The organism is Brevundimonas vitisensis, assembly GCF_016656965.1.
Classification (GTDB): Bacteria; Pseudomonadota; Alphaproteobacteria; order Caulobacterales; family Caulobacteraceae; genus Brevundimonas; species Brevundimonas vitisensis.
In genome coordinates this window covers 1,618,136-1,632,961 of record NZ_CP067977.1, presented here as the reverse complement: position 1 = coordinate 1,632,961, position 14,826 = coordinate 1,618,136, and the positions used below count along the sequence as shown (strand labels likewise).

16 protein-coding genes are annotated in these 14,826 nt (G+C 67.2%); 4 read left to right on the top strand and 12 right to left on the bottom strand.

Features of this window, described 5'->3' with window-relative positions; all coding sequences use genetic code 11:
* Positions 1–63 precede the first annotated feature (63 nt).
* Both JIP62_RS08260 and JIP62_RS08255 read right to left on the bottom strand, forming a co-directional pair.
* Positions 64–1,848: an acyl-CoA dehydrogenase C-terminal domain-containing protein gene (locus tag JIP62_RS08260; RefSeq protein WP_201101689.1), complete on the bottom strand. Its 1,785-nt coding sequence runs from the start codon at positions 1,846–1,848 to the stop codon at positions 64–66.
* Positions 1,849–1,854: 6 nt separating this feature from the next.
* Complete coding sequence (locus JIP62_RS08255) at positions 1,855–2,343, bottom strand: MerR family transcriptional regulator (RefSeq protein ID WP_201101688.1); 489 nt, start codon at positions 2,341–2,343, stop codon at positions 1,855–1,857.
* A gap of 105 nt (positions 2,344–2,448) precedes the next feature.
* Between JIP62_RS08255 and JIP62_RS08250 the strand changes: the two genes are divergently transcribed.
* From JIP62_RS08250 to JIP62_RS08235, 4 genes are all read left to right on the top strand, one after another.
* Positions 2,449–2,622: a DUF2256 domain-containing protein gene (locus tag JIP62_RS08250; protein ID WP_201101686.1), complete on the top strand. Its 174-nt coding sequence runs from the start codon at positions 2,449–2,451 to the stop codon at positions 2,620–2,622.
* 47 nt (positions 2,623–2,669) lie between these two features.
* A complete protein-coding gene (gene hmgA / locus JIP62_RS08245; protein ID WP_201101684.1) occupies positions 2,670–3,971 on the top strand; it encodes a homogentisate 1,2-dioxygenase in 1,302 nt (433 codons plus the stop codon).
* A 2-nt stretch (positions 3,972–3,973) separates the two neighbouring features.
* Positions 3,974–4,324 carry a hypothetical protein gene (locus JIP62_RS08240; protein ID WP_201101683.1) on the top strand — a complete coding sequence of 117 codons (351 nt, stop codon included), beginning with the start codon at positions 3,974–3,976 and terminating at the stop codon, positions 4,322–4,324.
* An 81-nt stretch (positions 4,325–4,405) separates the two neighbouring features.
* Positions 4,406–5,212: a DUF1295 domain-containing protein gene (locus tag JIP62_RS08235; RefSeq protein WP_201101681.1), complete on the top strand. Its 807-nt coding sequence runs from the start codon at positions 4,406–4,408 to the stop codon at positions 5,210–5,212.
* A gap of 67 nt (positions 5,213–5,279) precedes the next feature.
* Here JIP62_RS08235 and JIP62_RS08230 read toward each other — a convergent pair whose 3' ends face one another.
* The 10 genes from JIP62_RS08230 to hisB all read right to left on the bottom strand — a co-directional run bounded on the left by JIP62_RS08230 (position 5,280) and on the right by hisB (position 14,821).
* Complete coding sequence (locus tag JIP62_RS08230) at positions 5,280–5,585, bottom strand: hypothetical protein (RefSeq protein ID WP_201101679.1); 306 nt, start codon at positions 5,583–5,585, stop codon at positions 5,280–5,282.
* Between the two features lie 84 nt (positions 5,586–5,669).
* The gene (gene glk, locus JIP62_RS08225) at positions 5,670–6,647 is read right to left on the bottom strand and encodes a glucokinase (protein ID WP_201101677.1); all 978 of its coding nucleotides are present in this window, start codon (positions 6,645–6,647) and stop codon (positions 5,670–5,672) included.
* A 2-nt stretch (positions 6,648–6,649) separates the two neighbouring features.
* A complete protein-coding gene (gene edd, locus JIP62_RS08220; protein WP_201101675.1) occupies positions 6,650–8,476 on the bottom strand; it encodes a phosphogluconate dehydratase in 1,827 nt (608 codons plus the stop codon).
* Positions 8,476–9,183 carry a 6-phosphogluconolactonase gene (gene pgl, locus JIP62_RS08215; protein WP_201101673.1) on the bottom strand — a complete coding sequence of 236 codons (708 nt, stop codon included), beginning with the start codon at positions 9,181–9,183 and terminating at the stop codon, positions 8,476–8,478. The genes edd and pgl overlap by 1 nt, the downstream gene beginning before the upstream one ends.
* Positions 9,176–10,636 carry a glucose-6-phosphate dehydrogenase gene (gene zwf / locus JIP62_RS08210; RefSeq protein WP_201101671.1) on the bottom strand — a complete coding sequence of 487 codons (1,461 nt, stop codon included), beginning with the start codon at positions 10,634–10,636 and terminating at the stop codon, positions 9,176–9,178. The genes pgl and zwf overlap by 8 nt, the downstream gene beginning before the upstream one ends.
* A 40-nt stretch (positions 10,637–10,676) precedes the next feature.
* Positions 10,677–11,300, bottom strand: coding sequence for a bifunctional phosphoribosyl-AMP cyclohydrolase/phosphoribosyl-ATP diphosphatase HisIE (gene hisIE, locus JIP62_RS08205; RefSeq protein ID WP_201101669.1), 624 nt, complete (start codon positions 11,298–11,300; stop codon positions 10,677–10,679).
* The gene (gene hisF, locus JIP62_RS08200) at positions 11,297–12,064 is read right to left on the bottom strand and encodes an imidazole glycerol phosphate synthase subunit HisF (protein ID WP_201101667.1); all 768 of its coding nucleotides are present in this window, start codon (positions 12,062–12,064) and stop codon (positions 11,297–11,299) included. The genes hisIE and hisF overlap by 4 nt, the downstream gene beginning before the upstream one ends.
* The gene (gene hisA, locus JIP62_RS08195; protein ID WP_201101665.1) at positions 12,061–12,792 is read right to left on the bottom strand and encodes a 1-(5-phosphoribosyl)-5-[(5-phosphoribosylamino)methylideneamino]imidazole-4-carboxamide isomerase; all 732 of its coding nucleotides are present in this window, start codon (positions 12,790–12,792) and stop codon (positions 12,061–12,063) included. The genes hisF and hisA overlap by 4 nt, the downstream gene beginning before the upstream one ends.
* Positions 12,789–13,391: an imidazole glycerol phosphate synthase subunit HisH gene (gene hisH, locus JIP62_RS08190; RefSeq protein WP_330999921.1), complete on the bottom strand. Its 603-nt coding sequence runs from the start codon at positions 13,389–13,391 to the stop codon at positions 12,789–12,791. Before hisH ends, hisA begins: the two co-directional genes overlap by 4 nt.
* The gene (gene hisB / locus JIP62_RS15255) at positions 13,388–14,821 is read right to left on the bottom strand and encodes an imidazoleglycerol-phosphate dehydratase HisB (protein ID WP_201101663.1); all 1,434 of its coding nucleotides are present in this window, start codon (positions 14,819–14,821) and stop codon (positions 13,388–13,390) included. Before hisB ends, hisH begins: the two co-directional genes overlap by 4 nt.
* Between the last annotated feature and the right edge of the window lie 5 nt (positions 14,822–14,826).

Genomic DNA, 14,826 nt, shown 5'->3' with positions numbered 1-14,826 from the left:
CCTGGTCGCCGCTGCGCGACGACCCCCCTCCCCCGAAAGGGGGAGGGAGGACTCTGGTTTGGCTCAGAACGCCTCTGCCGGCAGGGCCATCAGGACGTCGGCACCGGTCTTCAGCTTGGCCATGTGGCCCGAAGCGTCGGGCAGAATGCGCTCGACGAAATAGCGGCCGGTGATCAGCTTGTTGGCGTAATAGGGATCGGTCGATCCGGCATCGATCTGCTTCTGCGCCGCCTTGGCCATCTGGGCCCAGAGATAGGCCAGGGCCGTCAGGCCGAAGACGTTCAGATAGTCGGTCGAGGCCGCACCCGCATTGTCCGGGTTCTGCATGCCGTTCTGCATCAGCCACATGGTGGCCTCCTGCAGCTTCTTCTTGGTGTCGGCCAGGCCGTCGACGAAGGGCTTGATCGGGGTGTCGCCGCCGTTCTCGGAGACGAAGGCGTCGATGTCGGCGAACCAGCTCATGATGGCGCGGCCGCCGTTGGCGGGCAGCTTGCGGCCCACCAGATCCAGGGCCTGAATGCCGTTGGCCCCCTCATAGATCATGGTGATGCGGGCATCGCGCAGATACTGAGACGCCGGATAGTGTTCGGTGTAGCCCGAGCCGCCGTGAACCTGCATGGCCAGGCTGGCGACGTGGAAGCCCTTGTCGGTCAGATAGGCTTTCAGCACGGGCGTGATCAGACCCATGTAGTCCTTGGCCTTCTGGGCGGTCGCCTCATCGTCCGAATGCTGAAGATCGGCCTGGAGCGCGGTCCACAGGGTGAAGGCCTGGCCGCCTTCGACGAAGGCCTTGGCTTCCAGCAGCATGCGGCGCACGTCCGGATGGACCATGATGGAATCGGCCGGACCGTCCGGGTTCTTGGGTCCGGTCAGCGAGCGGCCCTGCAGGCGGTCGTGAGCAAACTCGACGGCGGCCTGATAGGCGGCGGTGCCGATGGCCAGGCCTTGCAGCCCGGTGCCCAGGCGCGCCTCGTTCATCATCACGAACATGGCGGCCATGCCCTTGTTCTCGGTCCCGACCAGCCAGCCCTTGGCGTTTTCATAGGCCATGACGCAGGTGGCGTTGCCGTGGATGCCCATCTTGTGCTCCAGGCCCGCGCACTGGACGCCTTCGTTGCGCTCGCCCAGGCTGCCGTCTTCGTTGACGAAGACCTTGGGAACGACAAACAGGCTGATGCCCTTGATGCCGGCCGGTGCGCCCTCAATGCGGGCCAGGACCAGGTGAATGATGTTGTCGGTGAAGTCGTGCTCGCCCGACGAAATCCAGATCTTCTGGCCGGTGATGTTGTAGCTGCCGTCGCCGTTCGGGACGGCCTTGGTGCGGATCAGGCCCAGGTCCGTGCCGCACTGCGGCTCGGTCAGGTTCATGGTGCCGCCCCATTCACCCGACGCCATCTTGGGCAGGTACATGGCCTTCTGCTCATCGGAGCCGTTGGCGTTCAGGCCCCAATAGGCTCCGGCCGTCAGGCCCGGATACATGGAGAAGGCCGGGCTGGCGGCGGCGGTGAACTGGCCGAAGGCCATGGCCACGACCGAGGGCATGCCCTGGCCGCCATGCTCGGTCAGGGCCGACAGGGCCGGCCATCCGGCGGCGACCATGGCCTGATAGGCTTCCTTCCAGCCCGTCGGGCCGGTGACCTTGCCGTCCGCCCATTTGCAGCCTTCGGTGTCGCCGACCTTGTTCAGGGGCGCGATCACCTCCTCGGCGAACTTGGCGCCTTCCTCCAGGATCTGGGCAACCAGATCCGAGGACACGTCCTGAAAGCCGGGCTGGTTGGCATAGCGGTCGATGTCCAGAACTTCATTCAGCACGAAGGTCAGGTCGCGGACGGGGGCTTTATAGGCCATGGGGGCTCAGGCTCTCGCTTTGAAGGGCTGGATGACGGGTTGTTCGGGGTTCATGCGCGCACGAAGAAGCGTCGCGTATTCTTCGGCGCCGGGCAGCAGGTCGGGGCGGTGTTCGCCCAGCTTACGCTCCATGACGGCACAGGCTTCCTCGGCCGTTTCGATGGCGGCGTCCAGATCTTCGCGCTGCTGCTTCAGGGCAGCGATCTGGGCACGGTGACGGCGCAGGGCCACCGCCATCTGATGGGCGTTGTGGTCGTCGTGGTCGTAGAGATCCAGCATCTCCTGGATCTCTTGAAGGGTGAAGCCGATGCGGCGCCCCCTCAGGATCAGTTTCAGCCGTGCCCGGTCGCGCGCGCCATAGACGCGTGTCTGCCCCTTGCGGGCGGGCGTCAGCAGGCCCTTGTCCTCATAGAATCGAAGGGCGCGGGCCGTCGCGCCGAATTCCCGGCACAACTGGCGGATGGAATAGGTGCGATGGTCGTCGGCAGTGGCCATGCCCCAAGTGATAACTTGACGTGCGCGTAAAGGGAAGGTTTTTCGTGCGGATCGGTATGCGACCCTTCGCCTGGCCTTTGGGCCCTGGAAAGACCAGGATCGGACATGGCCCGTAAACACGTGAACAAGGGCACGGCCCCGGACAAGGGCAACCTGCCGCAGAAGACCTGCGTGGCCTGCGGGCGGCCGTTCGCCTGGCGACGGAAATGGGCGCGGGACTGGGATCAGGTGCGTTTCTGTTCGGATCGGTGCCGCACGACGGGCGTTGCCAAGCCCTAGCCCTCGGCCGGGCCCCGGCTTAAATCGGGGTCAGGGAGAACAACGCCATGACAACCGGCACAGACACGGTCGCCTATATGACCGGCTTCGGCAACAGCTTCGCCACCGAAGCGGTGGTGGGGGCCCTGCCGATCGGAAGGAACTCGCCCCAGCGGCCGCCGCTGGGGCTTTATGCCGAACAGCTCTCGGGCACGGCCTTTACCGCCCCCCGGCACCAGAACCGGCGCAGCTGGCTGTATCGGCTGCGACCCAGCGCCCAGCACCCGGCCTATCAGCCCTTCGATCAGGGGCGGCTGCGATCCGGGCCGTTCGACGAGACCCCGCCCAATCCCAACCGGCTGCGCTGGGATCCTCTGCCCTTGCCGACCGTCCCGACCGACTGGGTCGAGGGGCTGGTGACCTATGGGGGCAACGGCGATGCCGAAGCCGGCACCGGGGTGGGGATCCATCTGTATGCCGCCGACCGGTCGATGGTGGATCGCGTCTTCTATGATGCCGATGGCGAACTGCTGATCGTGCCCCAGGAGGGCGCGCACAGGTTCGTGACCGAGATGGGGATCATCGAGGCGCTTCCCGGCCATGTCGTGGTGATCCCCCGAGGCGTGCGGTTCCGGGTCGAGCTGTTCGGGCCCTCGCGCGGATACGTCTGCGAAAACTATGGAGCACCGCTGCAACTGCCGGATCTGGGGCCCATCGGGTCGAACGGGCTGGCCAATGCGCGGGATTTCGAGACCCCGGTCGCCGCGTTTGAGGACGTGTCGCGGCCGGTCCAGTGCATCCAGAAATACGGCGGCCGCCTGTGGGCCACGACCTTTGAGCACAGTCCGCTGGATGTGGTCGCCTGGCACGGCAATCACGCGCCCTACCGCTATGACACCCATCGGTTCAACACGATCAATACGGTCAGCTATGACCATCCCGATCCGTCGATCTTTACGGTCCTGACCAGTCCGTCAGAAGTTCACGGCACGGCCAACATGGACTTTGTCATCTTCCCGCCCCGCTGGATGGTGGGCGAGGATACCTTCCGGCCGCCCTGGTTCCATCGCAATGTGATGAGCGAGTTCATGGGGCTGGTGTACGGGGCCTATGACGCCAAGGCGGGCGGGTTCGCCCCTGGTGGCGCCTCGCTGCACAACCGCATGAGCGGCCACGGTCCGGACCAGGCGACGTGGGAGGCCGCGACCCAGGCCGACCTCGTGCCCCACAAGATCGAGAACACCCTGGCCTTCATGTTCGAGACGCGCATGCCTATTCGCGTCACAAAATGGGCGCATGAGACGCCCCTGATGCAACTCGACTATGACGACTGCTGGTCCGGCTTTGCCAAGGGCCGGGTGGAGAGCTGACCATGAAACTGCCGATCATCGCCATAGCGACCCTGTCGATGCTGTGCCTGGGGGCGTGCGCACCCAAGGCTCTGACACCCGAGGAAATGGCTGTCGCCGAATGCACGGCCCAGGGCGGGACCATGCAGCGGGTCGGACGGCTGCAGTCCCTGCAATGCGTGATCCGTTATGCCGACGCCGGGCAACGCTGCAGCGACGGCGACGATTGCCTGGGCGACTGCCGGGTGGAAGGCAGCGTCCTGCCGCCGGAAGGCCGGGCCGTCACCGGCGTCTGTCAGGCGACCAGCAACCGCTTCGGCTGTTTCACGACGATCGAGGACGGCAAGGCCGAAGCGACCCTCTGCATCGACTAGGATCGGCCCACGTCGCATGAAATTCGCTGCACGTCGGCCGTGCCGCTGCATCCTTCAGCTTGGCCATAGCGTTTCTGCGCCATGACCCTGATTGAAATCCTGACCCTCCTGGCCGTGAATCTGGCCGTCATCATTGGTGTGATGCTGGTCCTCTGGCTCCTGGCCCTGCGGCTGAAGGACGTCAGCTTCATCGACGGCGTCTGGCCGCTGGGCATGCTACTGCTGGCCCTCATCACCTGGCCCCGGACCGAGGGCGATCCGACACGGACCCTGCTGTTGCTTTGGCTGGTCGGGGTGTGGGCGTTGCGCCTGGGCATCCATTTGCTGCGGCGCTGGCGTCTGCATGGCGCTGATGGGCGCTATGTCGCCATCGTCGAAAGCCAGGAAAAGAACAAAGGTTGGAGCTTCGGCAAGACCGCCCTGCTGTTCGTCTTCCTGCCGCAGGGGCTGCTGGCCTGGCTGACGTCCCTGCCGGTGCAGCTGGGTCAAATCGCCTATAGCCCGACGGTCGGCTGGATTGGCTGGATCGGGGCCGGCCTCGCCGTGGTCGGCATCGCCTGCGAAAGCATAGGCGATGCCCAGCTGTCGGCCTTCCGCAAGGACCCGGCCAATAAGGGCAAGGTGCTGGATACCGGCCTGTGGCGCTATACCCGCCATCCGAACTATTTCGGCGATGCCTGTGTCTGGTGGGGGCTTTATCTGATCGCGGCCGAGAGCGGCTGGGTCGGAGCGGCGTCCATCCTGGGGCCGATCTTCCTGACCTTCACCCTGACCAAATGGTCCGGCATCGGCATCACCGAAAAGGCCATTCACAGCTCGCGGCCCGGCTATGCCGACTATGTCGCCCGCACCAGCCCCTTCATCCCCTGGCCCCCCAAGAAGGCCTGATCGCGACCACGAAAAACCCCCGCCGGGCGAACCGGCGGGGGTCTGAACCTCGATCGGGATCGAAGGCTTAGTTGGTGGTCGGCGTGTTCGCAGTGGTCATGCCACCGTCGGCGTTGCCAGCCTGCTGCTCGACGCGGTCGGCGGCACGGTCGGCGTTCTCTTCAACGCGGTCGGCCTGAGCGTTCAGGGCATCTTCCTGAGCGTCGGTCGTGGCGGCGTCGGCCTGACGCTCCAGGGCGTCGGCCTGCATTTCGCCTTGCGCCTCGATGGAGTCGGCCTGCTGCTCGGCGGCCTTGTCGGCGGCGCTTTCACCGCAGGCGGCCAGGCCGGCAACGGCGAAGGTGGCGACGGCGGCGATCATCAGTTTACGCATGATTTAGTCCCTTCCATAGTTGGAAAGACCAAAACACCGAGCCTGCGGAAAGGTTCACGGCGGCGTGAGGTTTCCGTGATCGCCTTACTCCGCCTGGGCGAACGCTACCCGTGCTGCGCCCAGCAGGGCCGCGTGTTTATGCAGGATCACATTGGTGGGGATCGCCTTCATATAGTCGGCGAACCGGCCCTTGCGCTCGAACCGCTCACGGAAAGGACTGGCCTTCAGGAAGGGCAGGATGCGCGGCGCAATTCCGCCGGCGATATAGACCCCGCCGCGGGCCCCGGTGGTCAGGGCAATGTCCCCGGCCACGGCCCCCAGAATGGCGCAGAAGCGGGCCAGGGTCGCCCCGCACGGGCTGTTCGGATTGGCCAGGGCGGTCTCGGTGATTTCGGCCGGGTCCTCGATATGGGTCTCGCGACCATCAATCTCGGCCAAGGCCCGGTGCATGTTCAAAAGGCCCGGCCCGCAGATCAGCCGCTCGATGGACACGCGGTCATAGCGGCGACGCAGGATGCGCAGGATTTCGTCTTCAACCGCATCGCCCGGCGGGAAGCAGGCATGGCCACCTTCGGACGGCATGGCCATTTCCCCGCCGCGCCCGTCACGCACCAGCGCCGACACGCCAAAACCGGTGCCCGGGCCCAGGACCGCGATCGCCGATTCGGGGTCTCCCTCATCGGGGCCGCCCAGCGAAGCCAGTTGGTCGGCCGGGACGACGGGGGCACCCCAGGCCAGGGCCTCGAAATCATTGATCAGGCGGACGGGCTTCATGCCCAGGGTTTCTAGCTCGGCCTCAGACACCCGCCAGGGCGAGTTGGTCAGGTCGATCTCGCCGTCCGTCACCGGCCCGGCGACGGCAATGACGCCACCCGTCGGCTTGACCTCGCAGCCGTCGATGAAGGCCTTCACCCCACCCAGGAATGTGGGATGTTCCGAGGCCGGAAAGCTCTGGTGATGCTCCAGTACCGGCTTGCCCTGGATCATGTGGGCAATGGCGAAACGGGCGTTGGTGCCGCCAACGTCACCGACCAGCAGTGTCTTGTCCCAGGCGATGGTCATATTCAGGTCTCCTCCCCGGAGAAACAGACGGTGGCACCCTCTTCTGCGGAGGTCACCACGCGGCGGAACGCCGTGAACAGTTCACGGCCATAACCCCAGGAATCCGAGGCGGCGTGGGCGGGTGTGCGACGGGCACGGTCGCGGGTTGTCAGGTCAATGCCGACCGCTTCGAGCGTGCCTGCCTCGCCATCGACGCGGATGATGTCGCCGGTCTGAACATAGGCCAAGGGGCCGCCGTCCAGGGCCTCTGGACTGACATGGATGGCCGCGGCCGTCTTGCCGGACGCGCCCGACATGCGCCCGTCGGTGACCAGGGCCACCTTGAAGCCGCGATCCAGCAGGACCGACATCAGGGGCGACAGGGAATGCAGTTCGGGCATCCCATTGGCCTTGGGCCCCTGGAAACGCAGAACGATGACCACGTCGCGATCCAGCTGTCCGGCCTTGAAGGCGGCCTGGACCTCTTCCTGGGTCTCGAAGACGGCGCAGGGAGCCTCGACAATCCGGTGCTCGGGCTTGACCGCCGAGACCTTGATGACGGCCCGGCCCAGATTGCCCTTCACAAGGCGCAGACCGCCGTCCTTCTGGAACGGGTCGGAGGCCGGGCGAAGGATGTCGGTGTCCAGGCTTTCGCTCACGCCGTCGCGCCAGACCAGTTGGCCGTCGATCAACGACGGTTCCTGGAAATAAGCCTCGATCCCCGAGCCCATGATGGTCGTGACGTCGGAATGGATATTCCCGGCCTGGGCCAGTTCGCGCGCAACGAAAGCCACGCCGCCCGCCGCCTGGAAGGCATTCACATCGGCCGAGCCATTGGGATAGACCCGCGCCAGCAGCGGCGTCACCGCCGACAGCTCGTCCATGTCGGTCCAGTCGATCACTATGCCCGCCGCCCGCGCCATGGCGACCAGGTGGATGGCGTGGTTGGTCGATCCGCCCGTGGCCAGAAGGGCGACGATGCCGTTGACGATCGCCTTCTCGTCGATCACGTCGGCCATGCGGCAGGTGCCGGACAGGGCCAGCTCGATCGCGCGCCGTCCCGCCGCTGCCGTCAGGGCATCGCGCAGCCCTGTCTCGGGATGGACGAAGGCGGTCGAGGGCATATGCAGGCCCATCAGCTCCATCATCATCTGATTGGAGTTGGCGGTGCCGTAGAAGGTGCAGGTGCCGGGCGAGTGATAGGAGCCGACCTCGCTCTCCAGCAGCACGGACCGGTCCACCTTGCCTTGAGCATATTCGGCGCGGACGCGGGCCTTTTCCGCATTCGGAATGCCGCTGGGCATCGGCCCGGCGGGGGCGAAGACGACCGGCAGGTGGCCAAAGGCCAAGGCACCCATGAACAGGCCGGGCACGATCTTGTCGCAGACACCCAGCATGATGGCGGCGTCGAAGGCATCGTGCGTCAGGGCGATACCCGCCGACATGGCGATCAGATCGCGGCTGAACAGGCTCAGCTCCATGCCGGGGCGGCCCTGGGTGACGCCGTCGCACATGGCCGGGGTTCCGCCCGCGACCTGGGCCGTGGCCCCCATGGCGCGTGCGGCTTCGCGCAGGATCTCGGGAAAGCGCTCGAACGGCTGATGCGCCGACAGCATGTCGTTATAGGCGGTGACGATGCCCAGGTTCGGGGCCTGGCCGCCCATCATGGTCAGCTTGTCGGCAATCGTCTGACCGGCGAAGGCATGGGCCCAGTTGGCGCAGGACAGCTTGGCCCGCGCCACGCCGCTGTCGCGGGCATGGTCCATGCGGCGGATATAGTCGGTGCGCGTCGGACCGCTGCGCTCGATGATGCGGGCAGTGACGGCGGCGACCGTGGGATGAAGCGACATCAGGAGCCTTCCGTCCACAGAACTTCGAGGGGCACCCCGGCGGCGATCAGGGCGGCGATCGGCTGGACCTTGGGATCGCCCAAGGCCTCGCGTTCATAGACCGTTCGCTTGGCGGCGCCTTTCAGCGCCAGGATGACCCGGCCGGCCTGAGCCAGATAGGCCAGGTTCACGCTGAGCCGCTCGATCGTCGGGGCGGCCCCGTCGCGCCCGGGCGGCACGCCCAGGACGGTGGGGGCCAGGGTCGGCGTGAGCAGGGTCTTCAGGGTCGGGCTGTCCGGGAACATGGAACAGATATGGCCATCTTCGCCCATGCCCAGAAGGACCGTGTCGAAGCGCCCGCCCTCGGCACGCAGGGCGGCGGCAGCCACGGCAGCGGCCCGGTCCACCGTCACGGCGGGGCTGTACAGCGGCACGAAACGAGCGGCGGCCGCCGGTCCGGTCAGCAGGACGTCGCGGATAAGGCGGGCGTTCGACTCCGGCGAAGTCTCCGGGACATAGCGTTCGTCGATCAGGGTCACGGCGACGCTGGACCATTCCAGCCGGGCCTCGGCCAGTCGGGCATAGATGGGGGCGGGCGTCGATCCGCCCGGCCCGGCGAACAGGGCCCGCCCGTTGGCGGTAATGGCGGCGGACAAGTCCGACGCAAGGCGGGACGCGCAGGCTTCGGCCCAGTCGTCAGTCGTGGCGAAAACTTCGATCTCAGGCATCGGTCGTGTTCCAGGCGCGGCCAGTGCGGTCCAGCAGATAGTCCGCGGCCTCGGGGCCCCAGGTGCCAGCGACATAGTCATGGGGCTTGGTGCCGGCATCAGCCCAGGCCTGGGACACGCCGTCGACCCATTCCCAGGCCTTTTCCGCCTCGTCACGGCGCACGAACAGGGTGGAGTCGCCGTTCAGCGCATCCAGAAGCAGCCGCTCATAGGCGATGCGGCGGCGGGGTGGGGCATCGCCCTTGCCGCCGACACCCCAGGACAGGCTCATCTTGATCGGCTGCAGCTGCATCCGCTGATCCAGTCCAGGACGCTTGTTCATGACCGTCAGGCTGATGTCCTCCTCGGGCTGCAGCTCGATGATCATGCGGTTGGCCTGGACCTCGCCACGGTCGTCGCGGTCGAAGATGGAATGTGGCACCGGCTTGAACTGGATGACGATCTCGGTGCGCTTCTCGGGCAGGCGTTTGCCGGTCCGCATGAAGAAGGGGACGCCGGCCCAGCGCCAGTTGTCGATGTCGGCGCGGATGGCGACAAAGGTTTCGGTGTCTGAATCCAGACCGCGTTCCTCGTCATAGCTGGCGACCGGCTTGCCGCCCGAGGTTCCGGCCGCATACTGGCCCCGCACGGTGACCCGCTCGGCATCCTCAGGCGTTATGGGGCGAAGGGACCGCAGGACCTTGACCTTTTCGTTGCGGACCGAGTCCGGGTCCAGGTCGCTGGGCGGCTCCATGGCGACCAGGCAGAGCAGCTGGAGCATGTGGTTCTGGAGCATGTCGCGCAATGCTCCGTACTCGTCGTAATAGGGCCAGCGGTCGCCGACCCCTACCGTCTCGCCGATGGTGATCTGGACGTGGTCGATCGACAGATTGTTCCACAGCGGCTCGAAGATGGTGTTGCCGAAGCGCAGGGCGATCAGGTTCTGGACCGTCTCCTTGCCCAGATAGTGGTCGATGCGGAACACCTGCTGTTCGGAGAAGGCGTCGGCAACGGCGTCGTCGATGGCCAGGAAGGTTTCCAGGTCCCGTCCGACAGGCTTTTCCAGCACCACCCGGTCCTCGGGCTCGGCCAGGCCGGCGGCCCGCATGGCCGTCACGATGCGGGCATAGAGCGAAGGCGACACCGCCAGGAAGGACGTCACCGACCCCTGGCCGACCTTGTCACGCAGGGGGCGCAGGCTCTCGGCGCTGGTCGCATCGACGGCCAGATAGTCCAGGCGGGCCTCCATCCGGGCCCAGGCGGCCTCGTCCCAGGCCTGGTCGGCGCGAGCCTTGGCCTCGACCGAGGCGCGAACCTTGGCGATGTATTCAGCCGGGGTTTCTTCGGACCGGGCGGCCCCGATGATCTTCAGATCGTCGGGCAGAAGGCGGTCATGCTCCAGGAAATAAAGCGAGGGCAGCAGCATGCGCATGGCCAGATCGCCACCACCGCCGAACAGCACCAGAGCTGCCATGCCCGCTCCTTCCCTCTGTCGCCCGGACAGAATGTCCGGTTCAGTCTGCGTCTTTGGCCGGTTGCGCGCGCTTGGCCAACACATCCAGCACGTCTTGAAACACCATGTGACGCGAACGCAGCAGCACCAGCAGATGATAGATCAAATCCGCGGCCTCCGATGCCAGTTCCGTATCGGGACCAGCGGCACCGGCCAGGGCGGTCTCGACGCCCTCCTCGCCGACCTTCTGCGCCGCGCGCTTGGGCCCCTCGGCCAGAAGGCGGGCCGTCCAGCTGTGGGCCGGGTCAGCGGCGGCGCGTTCCGCGATGGTGGCTTCCAGCCGGGCGATGCGGCCGAGGCCGGGGGCATCTTCCTCGCCAAAACAGCTGACGCGGTTCAGGTGACAGGCATTGCCGACGGGCCGGACCTTCAGCACCAGGGCGTCCGCATCGCAGTCCGGCGTGATCGAGACCACATGCAGCCGGTCGCCCGAGGTTTCTCCCTTGCGCCACCGCCCGCCGCGCGAGCGCGAGAAGAAGGTGGCTTCGCCGCTGGCCACGGTCTCTTCCAGTGCCGCGCGGTCCATATAGGCCAGGGTCAGGACTTGCAGGGTCGCCGCGTCCTGGACCACGACCGGGATCAGGCCGTCGCCCTTGGCGAAGTCGAGGGTGTTCGGATCGATCACTGTCGTACCTCCACGCCGGCCCCGCCCAGGAAGGCCTTCAGCTCGGGGATCGCCAGGGTGCCGGTGTGAAAGACACTGGCGGCCAGGGCCCCGGAAACATTGGCGCTTTCGAACACGTCGAGGAAGTGGGAGGCCGTGCCCGCGCCGCCCGAGGCGACCAGGGGAATGGTCAGGCGGCCCCGCGCGGCGGCCAGCTGGGCGATGTCATAGCCGCGCCGAACACCGTCCTCATCCATGCAGTTCAGCACGATCTCGCCCGCACCCAGGGCCTGGACCTCAAGGATCCAGTCCATGGTCCTGCGGCCTGCGCCACGGCTGGCGGACGGATCACCCGTATACTGATGAACCACCCAGTCGTCGCCCGACCGCTTGGAGTCCACGCCGACCACCACGCACTGGCGGCCCAGACGTGCGGCCATCTCGCCGATCAAATCGGGGCGCTCCAGAGCCGGGGAGTTGATCGAGACCTTGTCCGCCCCATTGTCCAGGCAGCGGGCCGCCTGATCCACCGTGCGAATGCCGCCCGCGACGCAGAAAGGGATGTCCAGGGTCCGGGCGATGTCGCGCACCCAGCCATAGTCGAGAGTACGCCCCTGCGGACTGGCGGTGATGTCATAGAACACCAGCTCGTCCGCGCCCTGATCGCGATAGCGCGCCGCCAGTTCGACGGCATCGCCCATGTCGCGGTGACCCTCGAACCGCACGCCCTTGACCACCCGGCCGTCCTTGACGTCCAGGCAGGGGATGATGCGCCGCGCCGTCATCGGACCGCCGTGATGGCTTCGGCGACGGTGAACCGCCCCTCATACAGGGCCCGCCCGACGATGGCCCCGTCGCAACCGATGGCCTTGGCCGCCGTCAGGTCCGCCACGCTGGACACCCCGCCCGAGGCCTGGACCTTCAGGTCCGGCCGACGCTCGACGATGGACCGCAGCAGGTCCAGGTTCGGCCCGGTCAGGGCCCCGTCACGCCCGACGTCGGTGACCAGCAGATGACGGGTGCTGCCTGCCGGATAGCGATCCAGGGCCGCCCACAGGTCCACGCTCGCCGCCTCGGTCCAGCCCTTCAGCGCCGGGACATAGCGGTCGCCGTCCGCCTTGACGTCGATGGCCAGGGTGATGCGATCGGCCCCGAAGCGGTCGAGCCAGTTCAGAACGGTATCGGGCTGCGACACGGCCAGCGAGCCAATCACGACGCGGCTGACGCCTGCGTCCAGCAGGGCTGCGACATCCTCGGCCGAGCGGACACCGCCGCCGGACTGGATCGAGACGGTTCCGGCGCGGGCCAGTGTTCCGATCAGGGCATGCTGGGCGGCCCGTCCGGCCTCGGCACCGTCCAGATCGACGATGTGGGCCCAGTCGGCCCCGGCCTCGGCGAACGTCGCCAGTCGGGCCACCGGATCAGTGTCATATTCGGTCACCTGGTCGAAGCGGCCATGCATCAGCCGCACGCAGACCCCGGCCCGAAGGTCGATTGCGGGATACAGGATCATGCGACGCTCAGCTCCAGAAAGTTCTTCAATATCCGGGCTCCGGCCTCGGCCGAGCGCTCGGGGTGGAACTGGCAGCCCCACCGGTTGCCGGTGCGGACCACCGCCGGCACCTCGGTGCCATAGTCGGCGCAGGCCAGGGTGGCGTCCGTGTCCGGACAGACGTAGCTGTGCACGAAATAGGCATAGGCACCGTCACCGACCCCGGCCAGCAGCGGGTCGGGGCGGGTGATGTTCAGCCGGGACCATCCCATGTGCGGCACCGGCAGGTCGGGGCGGACGTTCAGGCGACAGACGGTGCCGGGAATGAAGCCCAGGAGAGGGACGGGGTCGCCTTCCTCGCTGGTCTCGAACAGCAACTGCTGGCCCAGGCAGACACCCAGCAGCGGCCGGGAAAAGTCGCGCAGCACCTGGGTCAGGCCCAGATCGTTCATCCGGCCCATGGCAAAGGCAGCCGCCCCGACGCCGGGCAGGATCACCCGGTCGGCTGCGGCGATGGCGGCAGGGTCGGCGGTGATCAGGACATCGGCGCCCAGCCGCTCCAGGGCAAATTGCACAGAGGCGGTATTGCCCGCTCCCAGGTGAACGATGGCGACCGTCACAATACCCCCTTGGTGCTGGGCACCGCTTCGCCCTCGATGCGGATGGCCTGGCGCAGGGCCCGGCCGAACGCCTTGTAGACGGCTTCGGTCTTGTGGTGGTCGTCCTGGCCGGTCACGGCGATGTGGATGGCGGCACCCAGATGCTCAGCCAGAGAGCGGAAGACATGGGCCGTCAGATCGGTGCGATAGTCGCCGATATAGGGGGTGTCGAAGGTCCCCTCGAACACCGGATAGGGGCGGCCGGACAGATCGATCGACACGGTTGCGTTGGCCTCGTCCATCGGCAGAACGAAGCCATAGCGGGCAATGCCGCGCCGCTCGCCCAGCGCCTGCTTCAGGGCCTGACCCAAGGCGATGGCGCTGTCCTCTATGGTGTGGTGGGGATCGGTGTGCAGGTCGCCTTCGCAGGACAGCCGCAGGGAAAAGCCGCCGTGGGCGGCCACCTGCTCCAGCATATGGTCAAAGAAGCCGACGCCGGTGTGGATGGCGATGGGGCCCGTGGCGTCCAGATGGACGGCGCAGACGATGCGGGTCTCCTTGGTGTCGCGCACCGACTGGCCCAGCCGGGAGGGGCGGCTGCGGGCCGGGGCGGCGTCCAGGGCGGTCAGCAGCCTGTCGTTGACCTCCGGCCGGGCCGAGATTGGCAGGCGCAGCCGCTCGCCGGACGCATCGGCCGGCACGCTCATGGCACGCAGGGCCGTCAGGGCCGCCGCAAGGTCCAGCGGACGGGCAATCAGGATCGGTCCGACGCCGGGATCGACCATCATGCGCCGCGACAGGGCGCTGGCCACCCGCTCGCGCTCGCTGCGAACCCCTGTGATCCGGGTGCGCGTCTCCATCAGCCGGGAGGGGTCCAGGGCCTGCAGGGCCAGCCGTACCGAGGGCTCGGGCAGGGCATAGGGTTCGAGCACGGAGGCCAGACGGGCCAGGGTGGCGGGCGCGGCGATCGCCGCCCCGACCCGGGCTCCGGCCAGTCCATAGGCCAGGGACAGGCTGCGCAGAACGACCAGATTGGCGTGGGTCGTCGTCAGGGCGGCGGCAGAGGCTCCATCGGCGAATTCGATCAGGCCTTCGTCCACGACCAGCAGGGCTGTGCCCAGGCGTTCGGCCATCTCGGCGACCGCCTCTGCCGAGCCGAGGGCCCGGACGATGACGGCGGTCGGCTCGGTTCCCCTGGGCGCGCGAGGATAGAGGCTTGCCAGGGTCAGAAAGGGCTCGGCCTCCGGGGCCTGGACCGCGCCGCCGTCGCGGGCGGCCAGGCGCCAGACCAGTTCAAGCCCATGGGTCAGCCCGCGAACCGGAAGGACTGCGTCCGCCGAAACGCCATAGAGGTCGGCCAGGCGGGCGGCCAGGACGGTCGAGGCGACGGGGTAACGATCAAGGCCGTCGCCACCCGAGACCAGGGGCGCAAAGGGGGCGGGAAGAGTCACTGTGA

What these genes read in the sequence shown, in the direction of transcription:
- JIP62_RS08260 (WP_201101689.1), bottom strand. Translation starts at nt 1,848, where the DNA reads ATGGCCTATAAAGCCCCCGTCCGCGACCTGACCTTCGTGCTGAATGAA.
- JIP62_RS08255 (WP_201101688.1), bottom strand. Translation starts at nt 2,343, where the DNA reads ATGGCCACTGCCGACGACCATCGCACCTATTCCATCCGCCAGTTGTGC.
- JIP62_RS08250 (WP_201101686.1), top strand. Translation starts at nt 2,449, where the DNA reads ATGGCCCGTAAACACGTGAACAAGGGCACGGCCCCGGACAAGGGCAAC.
- hmgA (WP_201101684.1), top strand. Translation starts at nt 2,670, where the DNA reads ATGACAACCGGCACAGACACGGTCGCCTATATGACCGGCTTCGGCAAC.
- JIP62_RS08240 (WP_201101683.1), top strand. Translation starts at nt 3,974, where the DNA reads ATGAAACTGCCGATCATCGCCATAGCGACCCTGTCGATGCTGTGCCTG.
- JIP62_RS08235 (WP_201101681.1), top strand. Translation starts at nt 4,406, where the DNA reads ATGACCCTGATTGAAATCCTGACCCTCCTGGCCGTGAATCTGGCCGTC.
- JIP62_RS08230 (WP_201101679.1), bottom strand. Translation starts at nt 5,585, where the DNA reads ATGCGTAAACTGATGATCGCCGCCGTCGCCACCTTCGCCGTTGCCGGC.
- glk (WP_201101677.1), bottom strand. Translation starts at nt 6,647, where the DNA reads ATGACCATCGCCTGGGACAAGACACTGCTGGTCGGTGACGTTGGCGGC.
- edd (WP_201101675.1), bottom strand. Translation starts at nt 8,476, where the DNA reads ATGTCGCTTCATCCCACGGTCGCCGCCGTCACTGCCCGCATCATCGAG.
- pgl (WP_201101673.1), bottom strand. Translation starts at nt 9,183, where the DNA reads ATGCCTGAGATCGAAGTTTTCGCCACGACTGACGACTGGGCCGAAGCC.
- zwf (WP_201101671.1), bottom strand. Translation starts at nt 10,636, where the DNA reads ATGGCAGCTCTGGTGCTGTTCGGCGGTGGTGGCGATCTGGCCATGCGC.
- hisF (WP_201101667.1), bottom strand. Translation starts at nt 12,064, where the DNA reads ATGACGGCGCGGCGCATCATCCCCTGCCTGGACGTCAAGGACGGCCGG.
- hisA (WP_201101665.1), bottom strand. Translation starts at nt 12,792, where the DNA reads ATGATCCTGTATCCCGCAATCGACCTTCGGGCCGGGGTCTGCGTGCGG.